General features: G+C 41.7%; 20 protein-coding genes and 1 tRNA gene. 7 read left to right on the forward strand and 14 right to left on the reverse strand.

Annotated features, from left to right (window positions below; all coding sequences use genetic code 11):
* The first annotated feature begins 8 nt into the window (after nucleotides 1-8).
* Nucleotides 9-1,172, forward strand: coding sequence for an oxygenase MpaB family protein (locus B9Y69_RS09225; protein ID WP_085472664.1), 1,164 nt, complete (start codon nucleotides 9-11; stop codon nucleotides 1,170-1,172).
* Nucleotides 1,173-1,510: 338 nt separating this feature from the next.
* Here the strand turns inward: B9Y69_RS09225 and B9Y69_RS09230 are convergent, their stop codons facing one another.
* Genes B9Y69_RS09230 through B9Y69_RS09250 form a run of 5 tightly spaced genes read right to left on the reverse strand, consistent with a single transcriptional unit; the run spans nucleotide 1,511 to nucleotide 8,014 of the window.
* A complete protein-coding gene (locus B9Y69_RS09230; RefSeq protein ID WP_085472665.1) occupies nucleotides 1,511-2,839 on the reverse strand; it encodes a TolC family protein in 1,329 nt (442 codons plus the stop codon).
* Nucleotides 2,832-5,246: an ABC transporter permease gene (locus B9Y69_RS09235; RefSeq protein WP_085472666.1), complete on the reverse strand. Its 2,415-nt coding sequence runs from the start codon at nucleotides 5,244-5,246 to the stop codon at nucleotides 2,832-2,834. The genes B9Y69_RS09230 and B9Y69_RS09235 overlap by 8 nt, the downstream gene beginning before the upstream one ends.
* 24 nt (nucleotides 5,247-5,270) lie before the next feature.
* A complete protein-coding gene (locus B9Y69_RS09240; protein WP_085472667.1) occupies nucleotides 5,271-6,020 on the reverse strand; it encodes a head GIN domain-containing protein in 750 nt (249 codons plus the stop codon).
* A gap of 13 nt (nucleotides 6,021-6,033) precedes the next feature.
* On the reverse strand, nucleotides 6,034-6,735 hold the full coding sequence (locus B9Y69_RS09245) for an ABC transporter ATP-binding protein (protein WP_085472668.1): 702 nt from the start codon (nucleotides 6,733-6,735) through the stop codon (nucleotides 6,034-6,036).
* A gap of 40 nt (nucleotides 6,736-6,775) precedes the next feature.
* Entirely contained in the window at nucleotides 6,776-8,014 is a 1,239-nt protein-coding gene (locus tag B9Y69_RS09250) for an efflux RND transporter periplasmic adaptor subunit (protein WP_085472669.1), read from the reverse strand.
* A gap of 159 nt (nucleotides 8,015-8,173) precedes the next feature.
* On the opposite strand from B9Y69_RS09250, the gene B9Y69_RS09255 reads away from it, so the two are divergent.
* Nucleotides 8,174-9,511: a sigma-54-dependent transcriptional regulator gene (locus tag B9Y69_RS09255; RefSeq protein WP_085472670.1), complete on the forward strand. Its 1,338-nt coding sequence runs from the start codon at nucleotides 8,174-8,176 to the stop codon at nucleotides 9,509-9,511.
* A gap of 6 nt (nucleotides 9,512-9,517) precedes the next feature.
* Nucleotides 9,518-10,849, forward strand: a complete 1,332-nt coding sequence (locus B9Y69_RS09260) for a sensor histidine kinase (RefSeq protein ID WP_085472671.1) — start codon at nucleotides 9,518-9,520, stop codon at nucleotides 10,847-10,849.
* A gap of 48 nt (nucleotides 10,850-10,897) precedes the next feature.
* Here B9Y69_RS09260 and B9Y69_RS09265 read toward each other — a convergent pair whose 3' ends face one another.
* The 5 genes from B9Y69_RS09265 to B9Y69_RS09285 form a co-directional block, all read right to left on the reverse strand.
* Nucleotides 10,898-11,707, reverse strand: a complete 810-nt coding sequence (locus B9Y69_RS09265) for a murein L,D-transpeptidase catalytic domain family protein (RefSeq protein ID WP_234991183.1) — start codon at nucleotides 11,705-11,707, stop codon at nucleotides 10,898-10,900.
* 117 nt (nucleotides 11,708-11,824) lie between these two features.
* On the reverse strand, nucleotides 11,825-12,943 hold the full coding sequence (locus tag B9Y69_RS09270) for a L,D-transpeptidase (protein ID WP_085472672.1): 1,119 nt from the start codon (nucleotides 12,941-12,943) through the stop codon (nucleotides 11,825-11,827).
* A gap of 73 nt (nucleotides 12,944-13,016) precedes the next feature.
* Nucleotides 13,017-13,598: a Crp/Fnr family transcriptional regulator gene (locus B9Y69_RS09275; protein ID WP_085472673.1), complete on the reverse strand. Its 582-nt coding sequence runs from the start codon at nucleotides 13,596-13,598 to the stop codon at nucleotides 13,017-13,019.
* Nucleotides 13,599-13,670: 72 nt separating this feature from the next.
* The gene (locus B9Y69_RS09280) at nucleotides 13,671-14,468 is read right to left on the reverse strand and encodes a S1/P1 nuclease (RefSeq protein WP_085472674.1); all 798 of its coding nucleotides are present in this window, start codon (nucleotides 14,466-14,468) and stop codon (nucleotides 13,671-13,673) included.
* 29 nt (nucleotides 14,469-14,497) lie between these two features.
* On the reverse strand, nucleotides 14,498-14,962 hold the full coding sequence (locus B9Y69_RS09285) for a DUF4268 domain-containing protein (protein ID WP_234991184.1): 465 nt from the start codon (nucleotides 14,960-14,962) through the stop codon (nucleotides 14,498-14,500).
* A gap of 163 nt (nucleotides 14,963-15,125) precedes the next feature.
* Between B9Y69_RS09285 and B9Y69_RS09290 the strand changes: the two genes are divergently transcribed.
* Nucleotides 15,126-15,662: a lipocalin family protein gene (locus B9Y69_RS09290; RefSeq protein WP_085472675.1), complete on the forward strand. Its 537-nt coding sequence runs from the start codon at nucleotides 15,126-15,128 to the stop codon at nucleotides 15,660-15,662.
* Between the two features lie 40 nt (nucleotides 15,663-15,702).
* Here B9Y69_RS09290 and B9Y69_RS09295 read toward each other — a convergent pair.
* The 3 genes from B9Y69_RS09295 to B9Y69_RS09305 form a co-directional block, all read right to left on the reverse strand.
* A tRNA-Ala gene (locus B9Y69_RS09295) sits at nucleotides 15,703-15,776 on the reverse strand.
* Nucleotides 15,767-16,087, reverse strand: a complete 321-nt coding sequence (locus tag B9Y69_RS09300; protein WP_085472676.1) for a hypothetical protein — start codon at nucleotides 16,085-16,087, stop codon at nucleotides 15,767-15,769. The genes B9Y69_RS09295 and B9Y69_RS09300 overlap by 10 nt, the downstream gene beginning before the upstream one ends.
* Before the next feature lie 74 nt (nucleotides 16,088-16,161).
* A complete protein-coding gene (locus B9Y69_RS09305; protein WP_085472677.1) occupies nucleotides 16,162-17,436 on the reverse strand; it encodes an OmpA family protein in 1,275 nt (424 codons plus the stop codon).
* Nucleotides 17,437-17,694: 258 nt separating this feature from the next.
* Here B9Y69_RS09305 and B9Y69_RS09310 point away from each other — a divergent pair, with 258 nt between their 5' ends.
* The gene (locus B9Y69_RS09310; RefSeq protein ID WP_085472678.1) at nucleotides 17,695-19,101 is read left to right on the forward strand and encodes an alkaline phosphatase; all 1,407 of its coding nucleotides are present in this window, start codon (nucleotides 17,695-17,697) and stop codon (nucleotides 19,099-19,101) included.
* A gap of 339 nt (nucleotides 19,102-19,440) precedes the next feature.
* Here the strand turns inward: B9Y69_RS09310 and B9Y69_RS09315 are convergent, their stop codons facing one another.
* The gene (locus B9Y69_RS09315; protein ID WP_085472679.1) at nucleotides 19,441-19,806 is read right to left on the reverse strand and encodes a single-stranded DNA-binding protein; all 366 of its coding nucleotides are present in this window, start codon (nucleotides 19,804-19,806) and stop codon (nucleotides 19,441-19,443) included.
* Between the two features lie 167 nt (nucleotides 19,807-19,973).
* Between B9Y69_RS09315 and B9Y69_RS09320 the strand changes: the two genes are divergently transcribed.
* Nucleotides 19,974-20,330: a hypothetical protein gene (locus tag B9Y69_RS09320; RefSeq protein WP_085473031.1), complete on the forward strand. Its 357-nt coding sequence runs from the start codon at nucleotides 19,974-19,976 to the stop codon at nucleotides 20,328-20,330.
* 462 nt (nucleotides 20,331-20,792) lie between these two features.
* Nucleotides 20,793-21,101 (forward strand): hypothetical protein, encoded by a 309-nt coding sequence (locus tag B9Y69_RS09325; RefSeq protein ID WP_085472680.1) that lies wholly within the window; start codon nucleotides 20,793-20,795, stop codon nucleotides 21,099-21,101.
* Nucleotides 21,102-21,107 lie beyond the last annotated feature (6 nt).

Genomic DNA, 21,107 nt, shown 5'->3' on the forward strand with positions numbered 1-21,107 from the left:
ATAGATATATGCATAATACTTCTTCCTTTGCGCATTATTGGCGTGAAGGTATCGGTGTTACGCTATTGGCGAAGCTCGGTAAGGCACTCGATTTGGAACAAGCCGAACAACACATTCCCTTGTTTTATCAGGCCGATCGTGAGGGAGATCAGTTAGTTACTGATGTTCATCTAAAGTTTGGCTTCGCGGCAGGAAATCGGATGCTTGCCGATTATCTGGGTAATCGTGGCCTGTCTCAGCATGTTCGTCTTATTTTTGATGACTTCTTTGCCAAGATTGATGTTAATCCGACGTGGTTAGATTGGGACTTATTACAAGTAGGGCAGGAGCTTTGTCAGCGACCTGGTTTAACGTCACTTATTGTCTTGCGAGACTATTGCCTAATGGGCGGTTATGAATCCGCCGCGATCAACAAACCCCTGGTTTATACCGGGGCGCTGAAGAAAGGTGCGGTGAAACGACTAACGGATACGGTTGAGTTTTGGGTGAATATTACTAAACCAGGAAATCTTGGGTTTCGAGAAAATGGATTTCAGGAAATCATATTGACACGTTTCATTCACTCTTTTTCACGAATCAAAATTCTAGAGAAGACGGAATGGGAAACGGAAAAATGGGGGGTGCCACTTAATACCTGGGATATGTTGGCGACCCATTTGGGGTTTACGCAGGTTTTCTTGGTGGGGTTACGTAAAATGGGGATCAATCCGACGGCTCGAGAAGTGGCGGGGTTATTTCATTTTTGGAAATACGTTGGTTACCTTTTGGGGATCCCTTTGAGCCTGTTACCTACCAACGAAGCTGAGGCGATCGAACAGCTATATTACTGGACGATGACGCAGCGCGATGGGGATGAAGATAGTCGCAATTTGGCACATGCCTTACAGGAGGAGCCTGTGCATGCATTCTACCCAAAGACGGCTCTTATGCGCAAGATGATGCGTGAAATACATCTCTTTTATAATCATTATTTGTTGGGTGATTTTTCGTGTGAGGTTCTTGGACTCGCCAAAACAACGGTTGGTCGATTGGCTATGGCCAATGTATGGCGAAATCGGAGACAGGAGCGTGCTATCCAGTCGGAACAGGATCGTGTACAATTTGTGAAAAAGGGAGCGGCAGAGCAAGAGCATGTCCGACAGATCTATCAACAGTATAATAAGAGTACCTAGACTCCTTTAACATTTCTTTTGACTTATTACATACGTATTATGAAGCATTTCATATGAGGTACACTTTATGTGGTATCATTCGCATGGTGTTTTAAACGAAGGATAGCGTATGCGACATATGAAATGCTGTAGTTAATAGTACTAATAGACTATTTGTTATATAAGATATTGCGGTTTGTATGGAAGATGCTGTAGTTTGTTTGCAAGATATTGTTGTTCCGTTTTAGAAACAAGCCTATTTAATACCAAATGCATTATTCTGATTCTAGGTTCTCCTATTCTTAATAAGAAACGCATCGTTTTACATTTAAAATAGAGCGGCCGTTTTTAAGAGTGCCCTAGTTTGAAGCTGTTTCGTTCGACTTCGTATCCATCTCTTTCAATAAGGAATTACTCATGGCATAATAGAGGTTGTTTTTAAGTAAATCGTAAGAGGCAACGAGCACCTGATTCTTCGCCATCCGATACGCGGATATATCGATACGTCCAAATTCAAACTTGGCCTGTGTTGTTTGTAATGATTTTTCTGCAACTTCCAATCCTTCTCGTAAAGTTGGTGCCAGCATCTCATACTGTCTTTTTTTCTGTTTCTCCAAGCTGTAGCTGTTTTCAAAGTCGACACGTGTTTTTTCTACCAACTGTTGCTGCTCCTGGATCTCGATTGTTTTTAACTGCCGTGCGCGCTGTCGATCCCCGCGTGAGAAGATAGGAACTTGGACATGTAGTCCCAGAAACTGGTTTTTGTTGTTCCGTAGCTGGCTTCCAAATTGCAGGGACGTATCGAAAATTCCTTGTATGGTGCTGGAGTAAAATGTACCGTAGCTGTAAGACAGTGTTACACGTGGTAGATAACCGGCAAGTAGCTGTTTGTACTCATGGGTCAGCTTTTGCGCTTTTAGTTCTTCTAATTTTACGTTGGGGCTATATCCTGTACCTATAAATACTTGACCGTTTTCTGGGGGGATGAAAGTTAATGTTGTGGAACTATCGATCGAGCTGTTAATCCAGTGGGATAAGAGTGCTTTTTTGTTCGCTTCCTCTTGCGCTGTCTGGAGGGCTATCTTCTTTTCTTGTGTATATAAGACTTGTATATCATACAGATCACTCACAGGTTTAGCGCCTTCATTAACTTCGTTTTCGATACGCTCTAATTGCTCCTTGGAGTGCTCCAGTTGTTTGCTGACTACTTTTTTCCATTCCTGTGCAGCGTAGGTGTCGTAATAAAGTTGAATAAGTTGGAGGGTATAATCGCGTATGAGAACCGCCTTGTTTTGGAGCGCTAGGGTACGGTCATCTCCCAATAGTTTACTTTCCCATAATTCAGAGAAATTAAATATCGAAACATTGGCATCCACGGTGAAATTGTTGGATTGGATATTGGAACTGACGCGGGCATTCGAAGCCGGATCGATGGTGGAGCCAAAGGAATAGTTGTGTGTTAATCCGCCCGCCACCTGTGGTAAAAAGCGACTTCCTTTGCTTCGCTGTGCTTTATCTGCATAGGTAATCTTAAGTTGCTGTATCTGAAAATCGAGGTTGTTCTCCAATCCTTTTTGAATACAAGTTTCCAAGCTGATGTTTTGTTGAGCGACTACCATTTCTGGTAGCCACATCAACATCAACAACATGATTGAATTGAAACAAATATATAGAGACTGGTTATTCATATTTCAGGTAGGTTAACGCATTAATGCGTGTTGCCGAATATGCTTTTGAAACAACAATCAACAAAGTCAGCGCCAGCATCAGCCCAAAAGCAATTAGATAGGCACTAATAGGAATGTCGATACGAAATGCGAAGTTGTTTAGCCAGAGCTGCATGAGGTAATAGCTCGGGACGATCGCCAAAGCAAAGCCGATCAGCAAGAGCAGAATATATTGCCTGCTTAGGCTGAATACAAGCTCACCACTTTCGGCCCCCAGTACTTTTCTGATGGCAATTTCCTTGAATCGGCGTTCAATGGTGTAGGAAGCCAAGGCAAACAAGCCCAGGAGTGCTATGCTGATAACGACGACATTCAGGATCGCAAAGAGATTACGTTGATTGACATAGTTCTCGTATGTTCGCGCAAATATTTTATCGATAAAATCATATGTAAATGGACGTTCGGTGTCCACTTTCTGGGTCCAGTATTGTTGGATTGCTTCAATCGTCTGTTCCATATTGTCCGCCTTTAACTGTACCGACAGGGAGCTGATATTGCTGTGCATCCATTTCACTGTTTTAAAATGAAAGAAGGTCATCGGCGGAATTTTACCATCTAACCCAAAGAGGTGGAAATTATCCACAATACCTACCACCTTCAGATCTTCTCCATTCCAGCTAATCGTTTTTCCGATCGGGTCTTTTTCACCCATCATTTCAACGGCGGTCATGTTCAGTAGAGCTGAAGTGACTGTGTCGGAAGCTAAATGGGGACTAAGATCACGGCCCTTAACCACTTTGATCTGAAGCAGGTCGAGGTACCCGAAATCTATTCCCATATTTTGACTCTGTATATTTTGTTCTTTGTACTGAAAACTGGAGGATGAACCGGAGCCTTGGCCAGGTACAAATGTGCTTACATTCACAGCTTTAACGCCTGGTATGCGCATTAAATCTTGCTTTATACGGAGGTAGTTTTGGAACTTCTTTTCGCTGGATTCCTGCCAGTTAATATTTAAGATCTGATCGGCATGAAAGCCTAAATCTTTCTCCATCGTGTAGCGTACCTGACGCGCAATGATGATACCACCCACGATAAAGAAGGAAGCAATACAGAATTGAAGGACAATCATGGTGTTGCGTATCCAGACGCCCGATTGGCTGCGGGAGAGGTTTCCTTTCAAGACTTTGAGGATATCAAACTTAGCGATATATAACGCTGGAAAGACCCCTGCTAGTAGGATAACAACCAATAGAAGACCAATAAAGTAAGGTAAATAGGTGAGTAGACTGACGCTCATATCCTTTTTAAGGAGCACATTGTAATATGGTAGTAATAGTTCTACGAGTGCAAAGGAAACACACATCGCAATCAACGTTGTGATACTTGTTTCTAGTATCTGTTGCCAGACAATATCCTTATTCGTTGCGCCGATTACTTTACGAACGCCGATCTCTTTTGCCCGCTTAATGGCATAGGCAGTCGAGAGGTTGATATAATTGAACAACGATATCACCAGGATCAGCAAAGACAAACCGATATTGATAATTAAGAAAGTAATATTTCCTTTGCCCTCCGGCATTCCTGTGGGAAGCTTGCCGGCCTGCAGTCGGGTGTTTGCCAAGGAAACGAGTTCAAAGGAAAAGTCTCCATATTTATTGATAAACTCTTCCACTGAGATGCCGGCTTCCTTCGCAAATTTGGTTGCCCGAATATGGTAGAAGACATCGTACAATTGTTTCTCTACAACGGACGCATCTTTAGGGTCTTTCAGTTTGAGCATCAAACCGTAGTTGAAATCACCCCAAGCACCGTAACTAATACCGTTTTTAATATTCTCTTCTACAGATTTAATGAGGACGTTGGGTGCAACAGATGACTTGTTATCGTTTTTAAAGACGGTCGTGACAACATACTGTTGCTCACCATTGGTCAGTACTTTACCTATGGGATCGACAGTTCCAAAGTATTCTTTGACCGCATCTGCCGATATAGCTATGGCATTAGGCGTGCTTTTGAATTGTGCGGCGCTTCCTTTGCTGATCTCGAAAGGGAAGAACTCAAAGAAATTACCTTGGGTGTTAAAGGCCTGCTTAAGGAATAACTTTGTGCCCTGAAAGTTCATCGGCAAGCTGATATAGGATGGCTTATAGTAGAGTGCGGCCTCCACTTTATCATTCTTTTCGAGCAGGTGCGTCGCTAATGGAGCCACTTGCCATGCCCATGTGTTATCCTTCAGGTGAATTATCGTCTCAAATACACGGTCTTTATTGGGGTTCCAACGGTTGTAGGCATGCTCGTCTTGCCAATATAACATGGACAGGATAACACCGGTCATCCCAGTCGCTAATCCGAGGACCGTAAGCAAGAAAAAAAGCTTATTGTGCAAGGAATTATACAAAAATACTTTAAACCAATTTTGTAACATAGTGGATGTTTTTCGAAAGTGAATTTATTTTTGGGTAACCCGACCGCTCGAAGACTTGCTTACCGAGATGGTTTTTGGGGTGCCAATATGTTCTATTTTTGCAGAAGATGATACATCTCCACGGATTGATTCCGTTGCCTGAATGCTGAGGTAAGCGGAAGAACTACCGTCTACTTGCACCGATTTTGCTTTTAAGCCGCTTAGATCCAGGTTTGCCGAAGAGCTCATGTCGACTGCAACTTGATCTGCTTCGCCTGTAAGCGTTAGCTTGCCAGAGCTGGAAGCGTCAATTTCTAAATGCTGTGCGCGGATGGCTCCCGTAAAGCGGCCTGATGATCCGATATCGATGGATGCCTTGGCTGCCTGGATACGTCCAGCTTGCAGCTTGCCTGATGAGGATACATCGATGTCAAGACTATTGGTTTGGATCGGATCGTTGATCGTCAAGGAGCCGCTTGATGAAACTTCAATGCTCTTCAGGTCTGTAGATGCATACACGGTGATGCGGTTGTTCTTTCTGCCTACGTTGGTCGTGTTGCGCTTGTACCGGATGTACAGTACATTGTCTTTGACCACAGTTTCGATCTGCTCCAGATGCTTGGCGTCTTCCGCTTCGACAATTACTTCATTCCGGTTGGAGCGGATATACTCCGTTTGCAAAGATGTCGCAACGGAGACACCACTCGGGGTGGAAATCTTACGCGTTTGTTTGTGTTGCGCTTGTAAACCTAGCGTTAAGCAGGAGACAAAGGCAATGGTTAATAGTTTTCTCATGTTGTTGCATTAATTATGATTGAAAAACATCCACTGTTTTTTGGTTCAATTTCTCTGTCAATATTTCGCCGTCTTTCATCGTAATGATTTTCTGCGAAAAAGAAGCATCATGTGGGGAGTGTGTGACCATTAATATGGTTGCACCACTTGCGTGTAAGCTGGTAAGGAGTTCCATGACCTCGTTTCCATTGGTGCTATCGAGGTTTCCGGTGGGCTCATCGGCTAAGATTACTTTGGGGTTATTGATGAGCGCACGCGCCACCGCCACCCGTTGCTGCTGTCCGCCCGACAGTTGTTGGGGGTGATGCTGTAAACGGTGTACAATATTGAGCTTTTCTGCAATTTCATTGACACGTTTTTTTCGCTCTTCGGCTGGTATTCTGTTGTAAATTAATGGCAGCTCGATGTTGTCGAATACATTCAGCTCATCGATCAGGTTAAAATTTTGGAAGATAAATCCAATGTTCGCTTTACGGATTTGTGAACGTTGTTTTTCGTTCATCCCCGAGACTTCCTGGCCCACTAATTGGTAAGAACCCGATGTAATGTCGTCTAATAAACCTATGATGTTCAATAGCGTCGATTTGCCACAGCCAGAAGGTCCCATGATGGAGACAAACTCGCCTTCACGGATATCTAAATTGATATTGTTCAGCGCTCGGGTTTGTACTTCTTCTGTAACAAACACTCTATTGAGGTCTTTTATGGTAATCATAATGTGTTTTTTAGTATTGTTAATATAGTTTAATTATCCGTTATTTTAATTCTAATTTTTCCACGTGTTTGTAGTCTTCATAATTGGATACAATAATCTCTTCGCCTTCTTTTAAACCGGTGCGAACTTCATAGTAAACGGGGTTTTCCCGACCGAGTTCAATCTTTCGTTTTGTTGCGATACCGTTTTCGACGACAAAGATCCAATTGCCCTGCGTGACGCTGCTAAAGCTTCCCTTAGGTATAACGAGTTTTTGCATAGCACCGGAAAGAATAAGCTTGACACCAAATGAAAGTCCTACTTGAAGACCTTGCGGTTGGGCGCCGAGGAATTCTAGTTCTATTTTAAACTGTCCATTTTTTATTTCAGGTAGAATTTTGGTTACCCGCACCTCTTGGGATTCTTCCTTGACTTCAATCGTTCCCGTTTGCCCGGTGTTTATCTTGTCCAGATAAAACTCATCGACATTGGCGGTTAGCTTGTAACCTTTCATGACATCGATTTTTCCGATGGCGGTTCCCGCCAGGATATTAAGTCCCAAGGTCGCTTCAAAAGAGCTTAACCGCCCGGTAGCCGGAGCGGTGACCAGAAAGTTCTTCTTGTTATTTCGAAGTGTTTCCAAGCTTTTTTCCATGATGCCGAGGGCTTGGTTGATCTGGCGGATTTGCAGTGCGTTGGTTTCACGCTCGCGCTGGATACTGTTTTGAATAATATTTTTACGTTCTTTTTGATAACGTAGTTTCTCGGCTGTTACTTCATATTCATTCTTCGCAAGAATCTTACGATCGTATAGTTTATTATTAAGCTGGTATTCCATCTGGGCACTGTTGTAATCATGTTCGATCAGCACAAGTTCTTTCGAGAGTTCGAGCTCTTGGTTGCGAAGGTTGAGTTTGGCGACATTGAGTTGATTTATCTGTTCGATAATACCCGTTTCTTGGGCGAGGTAATTGAATTCAGTGTTCGGATTGTAGAGTCGAGCGAGTGGCGTACCCTGTGTGACCATTGCGCCATTTTCTACATAGAGCTCTTGCACGGAGCCCCCCTCGATGACATTTACCAGGAGCGAATGCAAAGGATCTACCTGTGCCTGGAAAACCACAAAATCCTCGAAATTATCCTTTTTTACTTTTTTGACTAAGATTTCTGCGCGCTTAACATGCAAGGTGCGCGGCCGATTGGCCAGGTATATACCCAAAGCTGCAAGCAGGAAAAATGCAAGCAAACTTAGGGCTATGTATTGTTTTTTTCTATTTTTACGAGGTACTGTGGTATCCATTTGATATGTAGTTTCTTATGTATTTTATGCCGTAATATTTGTGCCACAGCGCTTATGGTGTGTAATTGATTGTTTTTCAGACCTTCTTGTTTTTGGACTGTTTGGTAATTGTCCGTTAACGGACAGTTTGTGTACGGAAGTGTACAGTTGGGCATTTTTATGAAAAAGATAAATAGTAGAATTTTAGTAGTTGATGACCAAGTCGAAGTATTGATTGCGGCAAAGATGATTCTTAAACGAACCTTTGAAACGATTGTTACGTTAGATAATCCGAAGGATATTTTGCAGACCATCAATGACCATTCGATAGAGATTGTGCTCCTGGATATGAATTTCAGGGTAGGATATGAGGATGGTAAAGAAGGAATTTATCGGTTAAGAGAAATTCAAGAGCATTTTCCGCAGGTAAAGATTATTCTGATGACATCCTATGGACAGGTGGAGCGCGCGGTAGAAGGGATTAAGCTTGGTGCGATTGACTATATGATGAAGCCTTGGGATAATGAAAAGTTGGTGCATACGGTGAAAGAGACTGTTCAGCTCGTACGCAAGGGGAGGGGAAAGACGGTTGCGGAGAAGGAAACATCTTTTAGGGGAACTTCACCGGCTATTTTAGCGGTATATAAGGTGGCGGAACGGGTAGCGAAGACCGATGCGAATGTATTGATCTTAGGCGAAAATGGTACCGGTAAATTTATACTGGCTTCTCATCTCCATAACCAGTCGGCGCGTCGGGCGAAACCTTTTATACATGTTGATTTAGGGGCTTTACACGAGAATCTATTCGAAAGTGAGTTGTTTGGCTATGCCAAGGGGGCTTTTACGGATGCGCGTCAGGATACCGCTGGACGGTTTGAAGCGGCCGAAGGAGGGACAATTTTTTTAGATGAGATCGGTAATGTTCCACTGCATTTGCAGTCCAAGTTATTGCAGGTGTTACAGAACAGAACAGTGACGCGCCTGGGTGAGAGCAAAGCACGTCCGGTGGATGTACGGATCATTACGGCAACGAATACCGACATGGAAGCTGCGGTAGGAGAACGTTTGTTTCGGGAGGATTTATTCTATCGGATCAATACCATTTCCCTTTCGTTACCACCCCTGCGCGAACGGAAGGAAGATTTGTTGGCAATGTTTGATTATTTTGTGGCGCAATATGCGGATAAGTATGAGGTTGGTTCATTGGCTGTAGAGCAGGGGCTCTCCACTTATTTAATGCAATATGAATGGCCTGGAAATATTCGAGAATTACAAAACCGCGTAGAACGTGCGGTAATCTTGGCTGAAGATGGGTTGATCCGTTGGGAGCATTTGGGACTAACGGTGCCTATGTCTACCCAATCACAGGATAATGTGCTGTTGGATTTTGAGCGTAAGACGATTGAGAAAACTTTGGAGAAATATAGTGGGAATGTATCTCGGACAGCGACTGCATTAGGACTTTCGCGGCCAGCGTTGTATCGTAAAATGGAGAAGTACCATATTCGGATCAAATAGAATTTTATGAACCAGAGAAAAGATGCGATTGCGATCGTTTGGCGGATAGCCGTGCTGTTAGCGGTGCTGTTTTTTGGGATGTGGTTCTTCCAAAAGGAGCTGCAATATACAGGTGCTGTTTTGCTACTTATTGGAGGTGCATTGATTTTTGAACTGTATACCTATGTGCGAAGCCATTTTATGCGCATTGATAAGATCGTTTCGGCACTCCTTTATGATGACTACAGCATGGATTTGGGTGCCGATACAGGCAAGCAAGGTGCGATGGAAAACGCTGTGCGCTTGTACGAGAAAATCAGGACAAAGGAGGCGGCTTCGGTGTCGCAAAAGATGATTTATGATCAGCTCTTGAATGGTATTGATTCCGGGATTTTAATCGTAAAAAACCCGGAGGGAGATATGGAGATCACCCTGATGAATACTTTCGTAACCAATTATTTCGATATTCCGACCACCAGCAATTGGGCGTTCCTACGCAAACGTATCGCGAACTTTTGTTCGGTTTTTGAAACACGGAATTTTACTGAGTTTAAAACCACGATCGATATCCAGGTGGATAAGGAGGAACGACAGACATTCGTAATCCAGACTTCACGTAGCTTGTTACAGGGACAAGTGTATTATATTATTTTGATGGACTCGATTCAGCGTGTAATTGATGTCAAGCAGAACGAGGCTTGGCTTTCTATAATGAAAGTAATTGCGCATGAGTTGATGAATTCACTGACGCCAATTCATTCGTTGGCTAATAATATGAAAGCGATTCTCGAACAGGACGACTTGTCGGTGGAAGATAAGGCCGATTTGGCGATGAGTTTAGAGACAATTGTAAACCGAAGTGATCATTTGCAGGAGTTCGTGGATCGTTACCGCCGGTTAACGATGTTGCCTACGCCGGTGCTGAAGCATGTACATCTAGCGGAGATGGTGCAGGGCGTGGTGCGGAACTATCGAGCGCTTTTAGCGCAGCAGAACATCCAGGTGTTGTTACATCTGGATGAAGGACTACATGCGGCGGCGGATCGTTCCCAGTTTGAACAGGTTTTAATCAATTTGCTGACCAACAGTGTGTATGCTGTTTCTGCGTCGGAGAATCCAACTATTACGATCGACTTGTATCAAGAAAATAAACGGATTTATTGTGTTTTTTCGGATAACGCGCCCCTTATTGACAGTACGATTATCGATAAGATATTTTTGCCCTTTTATACCACGCGGAAGGAGGGGGCTGGAATTGGACTTTCTTTGTCAAAATCTATTATCAAAGCCCATAATGGCTATCTGTACTACCAAGAGAAAAATGGGCGGAACTGTTTCGTTATCGCCTTACTGTTATAAACGAAGTAGGGCTTTTCTATTCGAAAAGCCCTACGTTTACAATCTTTCTTAATTTAAATTCTTTAAATCATCAGCTGTTCCTTTGTCATGCTGTGCAAGCATTGTTTTGGGTTGTTTGTTGACGATTTTGGTCTGCGCTAGATACGCATCGTTTTTCGCATAGATGTAGAGCAACGTTCCATTCTTGATCGTGTTGATGATCGGTTTGTTCAACTCCCTCGGTAATGCAGGACAGCCATAACTGCGGCCTAAGCGTCCTGTGTTTTTGATCATAGATTGACTGACATAGTCAGCGCCATGAATAACGACCGCACGTGCTTTTGCTTGATCGTTAATGCCTTTTTCTAACCCGTTTAACACCAGTGAATATCCATTTCCTCCTTGATAAGTGTTGTCTGTGGTATAGAAGCCCAAAGAGCTCTGGTATGATCCATGTTTGTTCGAGAACGATACCGCATAATTTTCGCCGGAGTTACGGCCATGTGCAACTACGGTGTGATAAAGCACTTTATGTTGATTCATGTCCAGTACGACCATACGTTTTTTTGTCGATGGAAGGGTGAAATCAATGATGCTTAATATATCGCGGTTGCGGGGGTGGAGGGTATTGTATCCCTGTAGGGCTTGTTCGAATGCTTCGAACTGTATCATTTCGGCTAATGCCATTTCTTCGTATAGCTTTTCAGCTACTGATTTTTCTGTTTTTGCTGGAGCAACAGCCGTTGCTGCAGGCCTGTTTTCCTTCGGTGCTGTGGCCGTTTCTTCGCTTTTTAAAGCATTGGTTTTGGATGTAACAGTTAACGGTACGTAACTGATAAATAATAAAGCAGCCAACAGCACACCTACTAAACTACGCATACTTACAATTTTTAAATCCGCTACAAAAGTACTACTATTTTGATATTCAAAGTGTTAAACAAATGTTAATATCGCTATTTATGCGGTTGTAAGCTGTTTTTAGTAGGTTTTTTTAAATTAATCGATCACAATAACTAAGGCATTTAACGATTTTGTCCAGTCATAAATATGTTTGGCGTGCGAAGAGGCATTACGGACGCACATGTGTGATCGGGGCGTTGTTCCAAGAGACCAGCTGAATTCTTTGATGGCTCCTTTGGGGTTGTTAACAGGGACGCCATGTACGTAAGCGCCATTGGTAAATCTATTCGCATAGGGCGCAAACCCTTCAATCGTTGTGGTACCATCTCTATAATAGTACATTTTGGATTTTTTTTCCTGTAACACAAAGGCTCCCAGTGGTGTCTCTTGTGCGTAGGGAGGGTGGTGGCGGCCGCTGGTCGCAGGGTTCATGCTGCGTATGAGCCATTCGCTGTCCCGTTGACGTTCGACGGTCATGATATTCTGATTGGTTACATCCACGATGATTACCTTATGGAAAGTTACGGTATCTCCAATTGCTTTTACATAACGCTTTGGAACTTCCCATTCCCCGTCCAGGGAGATGCCACTAATTTTGACCATGGGTAATGTATCTGTGCTCAGCAGCTTTACGAGGGAACCGTCACGCCCGTAGAGCGTTGGCGTTTTTGTCTCCCCAAAATGATAAAGAGGAACAGACTGATACCGTTCGGTGCCCAGCGTATCAGAAACCCGTTTGTAGGCATTTCGATGATAATCTTTGACTAAAGGGGCTTCGCCGTTTTTATTTTTGTAGTTCTGCAGCACCGCATAGTTATTTTTTACACGTTGAAAGTTTTCTACCCAAGCCAGTTTTTCTTTAATCTTATCCATTTGGAAAACACGGGTTTTCTTGCCATATGGATAACTCTCTGCTAACGTGTGCTGATCGTAGGTAAGCGCTTTGGTCAGTGTGATATCGGCAGCGGTCTTTGGAGCGGCCTTTTTTTCCTCTTCTTGCTGCTTAACAAAAGCTAGGGAGTCTATTTTTTCCTTTCCCATCACCTCAATACTGTGGGAAGTACTCTTATTATTACAAGATAAGAGTAAGATGCATAAGACGGTTAAGCTAATTTTCTGACATATCCCTTTATGGGTTATTAACCGTATGCTGTGCTTTTTGTGTTCCTGAAGTGGATATTTTTTATTTAAAAGCGAACTAATTTTCTTGTGCATAAAAAGTATCGTCGTTTTTTATAGTCTTTATGGATATTTACAGCCGAGAGATATACAAGAAGTATGCCTTTATTTATCGAAAGGCTTCTTTTCTTATTCGACTGAGCGATGTATCGGTTATCCCAAGGAATGAAGCGATGTATTTTAAGGGAGCTTGTTGTATGATTTGCGGTTTTTGTACCATAAGTTGCTTATACCGGTCTAACGCAGAAAGACTTATCATGTCAAGGTTTCTTTTCTTTGTTAAGAACAATTGATAGGCCATCCATGCACGTCCCCATTCGGTTAAAGTAGGGATACATAAAAATAGTTCCTGAAAGGCATCGTAGTTTATCTTCCATAGGGTACAGTCGGTTAAGCATTGCCAATTTTCACTGGTGGGCATCTGATGAAATATGGAAGCGACCTCAATGACGACCTCATCTTCACAAAAGAAATCCGTTGTTATATCATTCCCGTTGAAGTCGTAGATAAATGAACGAACCATACCGGACTGTAATATGTAGTAACAATTGCTGACTTCTTCAGCTTGTAGTAGATAGTCGCCCTTTTTGTAGAAAACCTGTTCGTGTTGATGTACAATTTGTTCGAGTTCGACAGACGTCATTCCCGGGTACTGATAGGTTCCTTTTAGCTTCTCAGGGTAGTTCTCCATAATGGGGGGCTGTATATAAAAAGAGGTGTAAAATGATTGATAATCTCTTTTTACACCTCTCTTTGATATTGTTTATTTACCGTAGATTTCGTTCAACTCATGTGCTAAGCGTACGCCTGCTTTTAACAGGCAGTTCTCCATACGGTATTTGTTTTGATAGATATACTCATAGCGTAGGTTTGCATTTTTAGCCACATCATCATAAATGCTGTTGGCTACTTGATGGGACTCATAAAGCCATTGCTCAAAGCTGGTTGACGTAAATTGCTTGTAGTAGTTGTTGTCGTAAATATCTAATACACGTGCATACTCGGTATAGCTGTATTGTTCATTATCAACAAGGTCTGAATCCCAAACACGGTGAATATTCGACTTGCGTCCAAAGAATTCAACTTCAATTTTATTTCCGCCTTGATCTGCAGCACGGCTCACATGCATTGGCTGGTGCGCATCCCCAATTAAGTGAATGATAAAGTAGAGGTTTTGTTGCTGTTGTAGCAGAGGAAGGTTTGTGTTTTTGGCTTCTGCTTTTATACGTTTGTAGGTTTTATACAAGTTATGTTCCGGACTAGCCCCTAATGCAGCAACAAAAGCATCAAAACTTAAATTAGCTTCGGTATTAACGAAATGTGAAGAGCCTGTACGATTCAGTGCGGGATCAGGATCGGATTTGATAAAATCTGCCCAGTTAGACCAGTAAGCTAATTTTTGGTTTCCAATAATTTTACTGATGTTTTTTTTTGTTTTTTTGCTCAGGTGATTTTCTGCTATTTCAGAAATAACACGGTGGCCCGTCATTCCCCAAGCACCTGCAAATTCATACTGCAACGCAAGGACACAGATAAGAGCAAGTTTAATGATATTTTTCATGCACTATTTTTTATAAGTTGGAGGCAAAGTTACTTAAAAATCTCAAAAGCATACTTCGCCGTGGACCAAAAGCTATCTAAAGCGAGGAGACGCGGTTTGAAGAAACTGATTAAATCGGGCCAATCTTCTTGTTTAAAGATGGATGTCTTCCGGTTGATGGATAAGCTTATTCTAGCGGTTTTCCGTTGATTGTCATCATAATAGACAGGGTCCCATTCCCAGGTTTCTCCTAAACTATCTTCTAAAAGGAGACGGTACTCCACGAATTGGTCGTACATAAGCTCGCGGATGCCTGCATCGGGATGGCTTATCTCAATGTAGATCTGTGCTGTCTTATTATCGGCATCCATCCGGAAATACAGGTGTTTGACGCCTGTTTTGTAATTGATCCAGTTTACTTTAGTTCCTTCTTCCGATGTAGAAAGTGCCATAAACTGACCAAAACGTGTCCAAAATTCTTCTTTTATTCGCTTTGCTTCTTCTCGTGTATACACAGATCTGTTTGTTTTTTTAATAGGGCGATATCCTCGTATTGTGACGTGCAATAAATGATGAGGTTACAACGTTGTTTTTGTAGTGCAAAACTAATGAATTTTGTTTCAATATAATCGGTCATGTTTGGTGCAAACTTTCATTCACCCTAACTGTTAAGGAGATATGGATAACAAGAAGAAATCATTATTACTGTTGACGGCGGTGGCTGCAGGCACGGCGCTGTATAGTATCTTAAAGCCGGTCAAGTCGGCTGTCGTTGTGGTGCCTGATTTTGATATGGAGCGATTTGTTGGTGAATGGTATGAGATTGCTCGTTTGGATACCAAATGGTCTCGCAATTTAAAGAACGTTTTGCTTTCTTTAGCATGGAACGATGATGACAGTTTGCGGTTGAATATACAAGGTTATGATATGGTACAGGAAAAGTATAGACAACGTATTGGTCGTTTGCGTTATCTGGATGATCGTGAATCGGGGGCTTTAAAAGTATCGTATATAAACCCTTTCTATATGGGGTATAATATTGTTTCGGTTGACGGGGATTATAGTCAGGTGCTGGTTTTTGGTCAAAATTTAGATTATATGTGCATCTTGTCTCGAGAAAAGAAAATACCAGAAGCCCTTCGTGAGCAATATTTACAGTATGCGGAAGAATCGGGCTATGCGCTAGAGGCATTGGTATGGACCGTGCAGGACTAATAAAAAAAGCACAGGGCTGATAAGCCTGTGCTCTTGTACGTGGAGAATATCGGAGTCGAACCGATGACCTTTTGGCTGCCAGCCAAACGCTCTAGCCAGCTGAGCTAATCCCCCGTTTGCTGTGCAAATATAATATTAAGAATGGAATAATCAATAGTCGTTTCCGAAATTATAAGGTGAGCTATTTCTGTGAGGTCGGAGTCCGTTATTCGGTTGCCGATTCCCGCATTAAATGCCTTTAATAGGAGCGATGCGGTCTCTACGCGTTCTGGAATAGTGATCAAGTTGCTGCCTTCATAAAAGTTGACGAGCGAGGTGGCTAAAGCGATAAATTTATCGAAAGTAAAGACCTCCTGTTGTTGAGTCAGGTAGCGCATGTAGCGTTCAAAATCGCCAATAATCATTTCTTGTTGCTGCGTTGTCATGGACAGCAAAAATAACACTTAACAAAAAAAAAGCACCATCACGTGGTGCTTTTCTTTCAGAATTAAATATATTCTTATTTTCGGATGCTAATCGATACTCTTCTATCTTGAACGCGATCGCTTTCTGGAGCAGACGCATCGAATTTTGCAAATTCAGATCCGTAACCTTCTGTGTCGGTAACTTGCGCTCCTAAGCCTTGTTTGGTCAAGAACTCCTTAACGGCAGCTGCTCTTTCGCCAGATAGCTTTTTATTGAACTCCTCATTACCTGTTTTGTCGGTGTATCCACCGATTTTGATTTTTACATCAGGGAATGCTTTTAAGATCGCTGCAATATTATCCAGCTGTACTTGGCTTTCTGGTAGAACGGTTGCTGTACCGGTCTCAAAGTTCAAGTTATCAAAGTCAAACCATTTCGCTTTTAGGTTGTCGTCAGAAAGCGTTTTGTACTCGCCCGCCTGCAAGAATTTAATTAACTGGTCCTCGATACCTCCCGTGAAAGCAGAAAGCTCTTTGCCATCGGGAAGTTTTAAGTTCATTGATTCACGTACGGTGGTTGTTACGGTTTCTACCGTTGAGTCTCCTATGGCAACTGTTGTCGTTGTATCTGTTGTAATGACGGTTTTGTCGCCACTTCCGCAGCCCTTACCAAAGAGAAGCCAGCCAGCGATCAGAAGGAGGGGGATGAGAAGCCACCATAAACCAGCACCTTTTTTCTCCTTTTCGATCGTGTGCTTGGTATGTACGACAGGGGGGATTTCATGGGTTACTTTAGAGATGGTTTTTGTAGCGGTGTCAGTCATATCATTTACCACACCTTTAGCGCTACTTGCTATACCTCCTAAACTTGCTAAACCTAGTCCTGCAGGAAGAGCTCCCAAGAGACTATCTTTATTTGTGTTTAGCAGCGAAGTAATGCTGCCTACGTTCCAATTGGTTCCCTTATCGGTTAAGCTAGAGAATACAGCCGGTAAGCTAACGCCTAGTAATTTGGTTACTGAATCACCTTTTATACCTAGAAAACTCGTTAAGGAGCTGACAATACCACTTAATCCGCTGCCAAAAATACTACTTAAAAGGTCCGAGCCTGCCGAGCCTTCTTTTTGTTGATCTGCGTCAAAGAAGCTGTTAAAATTAAAGCTGCTAAAATTGAAGAAGCTTTTTGCTTTATCGAGAATCGATGTAAGACCAGATTGACCTTGTGCCTGCATGCCCAACATAACCGTTGGAATAATGGCATCCAATCCTTTTTTTACGGTATCTGGGCTTTCACCAGTATTGCTGCTGAGTAAGTTCAGGATTTCTTCGTTAAAGAAGCCCTTAGCTGAGTTTAATAGTAGATTTTCCATAATTATGTTATATATTACCTTAATTGAACAAACCGCTGTGTTTTTTGTTTTTCAGTATTGAAAATATTGACAGTAATGTCTTTAGCCCTTGTTTGTTAAAGAATAATTCTATCTTTATAGGGTGGAATCATTGACCTATACAGACCTTAATTAACATTGAGTTCATATTGATATTTTATTTTTGTAGCTATACGAGCTTTAGTATTTTATTTGAAGCGGGTAGCTAGTTGTTCTATTTTATTTTTTATAATTATTTACATGAAGAAATTATCTTTTTTTGCTTTTCTTTTTTTATTCCATCTGTTGTCGTTTGGCCAGAATCGTCCCAAGTATATCTTTTTTATGATTGGGGATGGTATGGGGCTTAATCAGGTTAACTTAACCGAGATTTATCTTGCGGCCCAGGAAGATAGGAACACGGTATTTCCATTGGTATTTTCAACGTTTCCACATGCTACTTTCGCGACGTCCTATTCGTTGTCGCATGGCGTAACGGACTCTGCCGCTGGAGGAACCGCATTGGCCGTAGGAAAGAAAACTAAAAATGGGGTATTATCTATGGATAGTACAGGGAGCGAATCTTATACGAGTATTGCGTATGCCGCGAAAAAAGCAGGAATGAAGGTTGGAATTACGACTTCCGTTAGTATTGATCATGCTACTCCAGCCTCCTTCTATGCCAACCAGTCTAGTCGGAGTAAATACTATGAAATTGGACAGGATATTCTAAAGTCGGGTTTTGATTTTTTTGCGGGTTCCGGTTTCTTAAGCCCAACGAAGAATGCGAAGAAAGAAGAGGTACCCTCGTTGTTCCCGCAGTTTGAAAAGGCCGGCTATCAGTTGGCGTATGGCTTAGAAGGCTATCAGAATTTAAAAGATAAAGGAAAGAAGACTATTTTGATGAATAGTAAAGGGACAGATCCTGAATCGTTGAAGTTTGCTATAGATCAGCAAAAAGGCGATTTAAACTTACGAGAGATTACCGATGCGGCAATTACATCGTTGACGAAAGATAACGATAAAGGTTTCTTCTTAATGGTAGAGGGCGGTAAGATTGATTGGTCCTCACATGCGAATGATGCAACAACCACGATTCGCGAAGTACTGGATTTTAATGAAGCGGTAAAAAGTGCCTATGCATTTTATTTGAAACACCCAGAGGAGACGCTAATTATTGTGACCGCAGATCATGAGACAGGTGGTATCGCCGTTGGTAACGGTGGTAGCCGATTAAATACGAAGCTGCTTAGTCATCAAAAAGTGTCTTTGGGTGAATTATCTAAAGAGGTTTCAGCGTTACGTTTAGCAGGTAGAGAGGTTAGCTGGCAAGAGATGAAGGATTTACTATCCAAGAAGTTGGGTCTGTTTGGGGCTGTGAAGGTCAGCCAGGAAGAGGAGGATCTATTGTTTAAGATTTATGAGAAAAGCTTTGTAAAGCATGAGGATGAGACTATAAAGAGCCTGTATGCGACAGATGAGAAATTAGCGGCAACAGCTATTCAACTGTTGAATAAAGCGGGTTCTATCGCATGGGCATCTAATAATCACTCCGCAGCATACATTCCGGTTTTTGCCATCGGCGCAGGAGCACAATCGTTCTCGCATAAGATGGAGAATGTAGATATTCCTAAAAAGGTCGCAGCGGCGGCTGGCTTGGATTTTTAAGCAGCTGGATTGGGTTTTTAAGAGGATCGTGCTAAAGAAATTGCAAGAGATGTCTAGAAAGAAGTCCGAGCTATGAGCCTGCCTACCGCAGACAGGTTCGAACTAGCGAGAGAAAGGTTTGTTCATAGATACCTCCTGTCGTCGGTATGACGATAAGAGGTATTTATGAGCTGTATCTCCCGATGCTGGCGCGAGCCTTCGGCTCGTGTCCTCTTAAATTAATACGAAGCATGTAGTGGTAGGTATTCCGTATTTCTTATTCTGTACTTTATACGCGCTACCAACTACCAACTCCCCACAACAAACTACCAACTACCAACAATGAACTACCATTTCCCTCTACTCAAATTCTTCTTCAGGAGAAGGTGTCTTCCGGTTGTCCAGTACAATAAACTGATTGATTTTGATTTCTGTGCGTTCTCGTTTGATATCATTGGTGTCGGTGTACTCGCTGTAGGTAATAGATCCTTGAAGCAATAGTCGACTTCCTTTTTGTCCCGTTCTTTCTAATTTTTCAGCTAATTTCCCCCAAAAGATTAAGGAGTGCCAATACGTTGTTTCCAACCATTCTCCGTTAGTATTACGGGAGTATTCGTTGGTCGCTAAACGTATGTTGCACACTTTGGTGTCTTTTGTTGTTGTTTTTACTTCTACATCGTTGCCTATTCGGCCGATTAGCTGTACTGAATTTGTTAATGCATTCATAGGATTAATTTTTAATGTGAATTTTTTTTATTATTTTCAAAACTGTTTATATACAACCATTTATTGTAGCCACTACAAAGATGCAAGACAATTTTTTTGCGATTCGGTAGATAACTGATTATATACAATTATAAACGATTTTAAATGCTTGTAAACGGATGGAGTTTATGGAAGAAAAGTGCTGTGTGTGGTGTGGACAATTCGTGAAGGGTCGTTCGGACAAAAGGTTCTGTGATGATGGATGTCGGAATGCGTATAATAACAAGATGAATCGTGTTTCAAATCAATATGTGCGTGAGGTGAATAACATATTAAAAAAGAATCGAAATGTTTTGTTAACGGTTCTGGGTGAAGAAAAGACGACACGTATATCGGGCGATCATTTGTTGCGTGAAGGATTAGATTTTAATTTTTTTACAAATTTGCTGGAAAATGGGAAAGGTCAAACGTATTCATTTGTGTATGAGTATGGTTATTTACCCTTAGGTAATGAATTGTTCTTAATTGTTAAGAGAGGGGTTTAATCAGTGTTCTTTTGTTTTGTTTGAATGTATCTGTTTGATATGATGTTTGTTACATAGTTTTTGTTAGCATATTTTGTACGGGCTCTTTACCTGTTTTTTTATTCCTTAAGCATTTAAAATATAGTTGTTTAGACTTTTATTTTTTAGCTATTTTTTACATTGTAAAGAGCTTTCGTTTTGAGATAATAATAGGTTTATACTTAAGGTAGATTATTTTTTGATAATTTTTTCGAAAATATTTTTTTGAATTGTGGATGAATATCTACATTTTTTTAATATCTTGAGGCATTATTTGTTATGAGACTAACCTTTGTGCTAATTATTTGATAATGTGATTAGTACAATTATTATGCATGTTTATTTATTTTTTAGGAGCGATGTCCGATACAATTATCTTTACTACAATTGAAGTATTCCTTGCAAGACAAGAAAAATTAGAGGTTGCATTTAACTTTTTTAATCATGGTCTATAGAAACAGGGTAATTGAAACATTGCACTTGTTAGAGGATATCCGAACTCAGGTTTTTGTTCAGTTAGTCAATTTAGCATCAGATGGTGAGATGCGGGAAACAATGGAACTTTTCGAGGATGGTGATTATTACACCTTCGAGCTTGAGCACTTTGAGAATCTAAGTGATGCAAATGTGAATAAACTACTATCACTTTGTAAAGATCTAGAGACAATTTTTGAAAGTATTCAGAATATGAATGCGGTTCGTTATGAGGAGATTCAGCGGGGAGAAGATAGCTTGCCCTTTGAAGGGTTTTAGCCTTTC

Origin of the sequence: Sphingobacterium psychroaquaticum, assembly GCF_900177625.1 — a bacterium.
GTDB lineage: Bacteria > Bacteroidota > Bacteroidia > Sphingobacteriales > Sphingobacteriaceae > Sphingobacterium > Sphingobacterium psychroaquaticum.

Bases quoted from the DNA above. Each gene is read 5' to 3' on its own strand.
- B9Y69_RS09225 (WP_085472664.1), top strand. From the start codon at position 9: ATGCATAATACTTCTTCCTTTGCGCATTATTGGCGTGAAGGTATCGGT.
- B9Y69_RS09230 (WP_085472665.1), bottom strand. From the start codon at position 2,839: ATGAATAACCAGTCTCTATATATTTGTTTCAATTCAATCATGTTGTTG.
- B9Y69_RS09235 (WP_085472666.1), bottom strand. From the start codon at position 5,246: ATGTTACAAAATTGGTTTAAAGTATTTTTGTATAATTCCTTGCACAAT.
- B9Y69_RS09240 (WP_085472667.1), bottom strand. From the start codon at position 6,020: ATGAGAAAACTATTAACCATTGCCTTTGTCTCCTGCTTAACGCTAGGT.
- B9Y69_RS09245 (WP_085472668.1), bottom strand. From the start codon at position 6,735: ATGATTACCATAAAAGACCTCAATAGAGTGTTTGTTACAGAAGAAGTA.
- B9Y69_RS09250 (WP_085472669.1), bottom strand. From the start codon at position 8,014: ATGGATACCACAGTACCTCGTAAAAATAGAAAAAAACAATACATAGCC.
- B9Y69_RS09255 (WP_085472670.1), top strand. From the start codon at position 8,174: ATGAAAAAGATAAATAGTAGAATTTTAGTAGTTGATGACCAAGTCGAA.
- B9Y69_RS09260 (WP_085472671.1), top strand. From the start codon at position 9,518: ATGAACCAGAGAAAAGATGCGATTGCGATCGTTTGGCGGATAGCCGTG.
- B9Y69_RS09265 (WP_234991183.1), bottom strand. From the start codon at position 11,707: ATGCGTAGTTTAGTAGGTGTGCTGTTGGCTGCTTTATTATTTATCAGT.
- B9Y69_RS09270 (WP_085472672.1), bottom strand. From the start codon at position 12,943: ATGCACAAGAAAATTAGTTCGCTTTTAAATAAAAAATATCCACTTCAG.
- B9Y69_RS09275 (WP_085472673.1), bottom strand. From the start codon at position 13,598: ATGGAGAACTACCCTGAGAAGCTAAAAGGAACCTATCAGTACCCGGGA.
- B9Y69_RS09280 (WP_085472674.1), bottom strand. From the start codon at position 14,468: ATGAAAAATATCATTAAACTTGCTCTTATCTGTGTCCTTGCGTTGCAG.
- B9Y69_RS09290 (WP_085472675.1), top strand. From the start codon at position 15,126: ATGGATAACAAGAAGAAATCATTATTACTGTTGACGGCGGTGGCTGCA.
- B9Y69_RS09300 (WP_085472676.1), bottom strand. From the start codon at position 16,087: ATGACAACGCAGCAACAAGAAATGATTATTGGCGATTTTGAACGCTAC.
- B9Y69_RS09305 (WP_085472677.1), bottom strand. From the start codon at position 17,436: ATGGAAAATCTACTATTAAACTCAGCTAAGGGCTTCTTTAACGAAGAA.
- B9Y69_RS09310 (WP_085472678.1), top strand. From the start codon at position 17,695: ATGAAGAAATTATCTTTTTTTGCTTTTCTTTTTTTATTCCATCTGTTG.
- B9Y69_RS09315 (WP_085472679.1), bottom strand. From the start codon at position 19,806: ATGAATGCATTAACAAATTCAGTACAGCTAATCGGCCGAATAGGCAAC.
- B9Y69_RS09320 (WP_085473031.1), top strand. From the start codon at position 19,974: ATGGAAGAAAAGTGCTGTGTGTGGTGTGGACAATTCGTGAAGGGTCGT.
- B9Y69_RS09325 (WP_085472680.1), top strand. From the start codon at position 20,793: ATGGTCTATAGAAACAGGGTAATTGAAACATTGCACTTGTTAGAGGAT.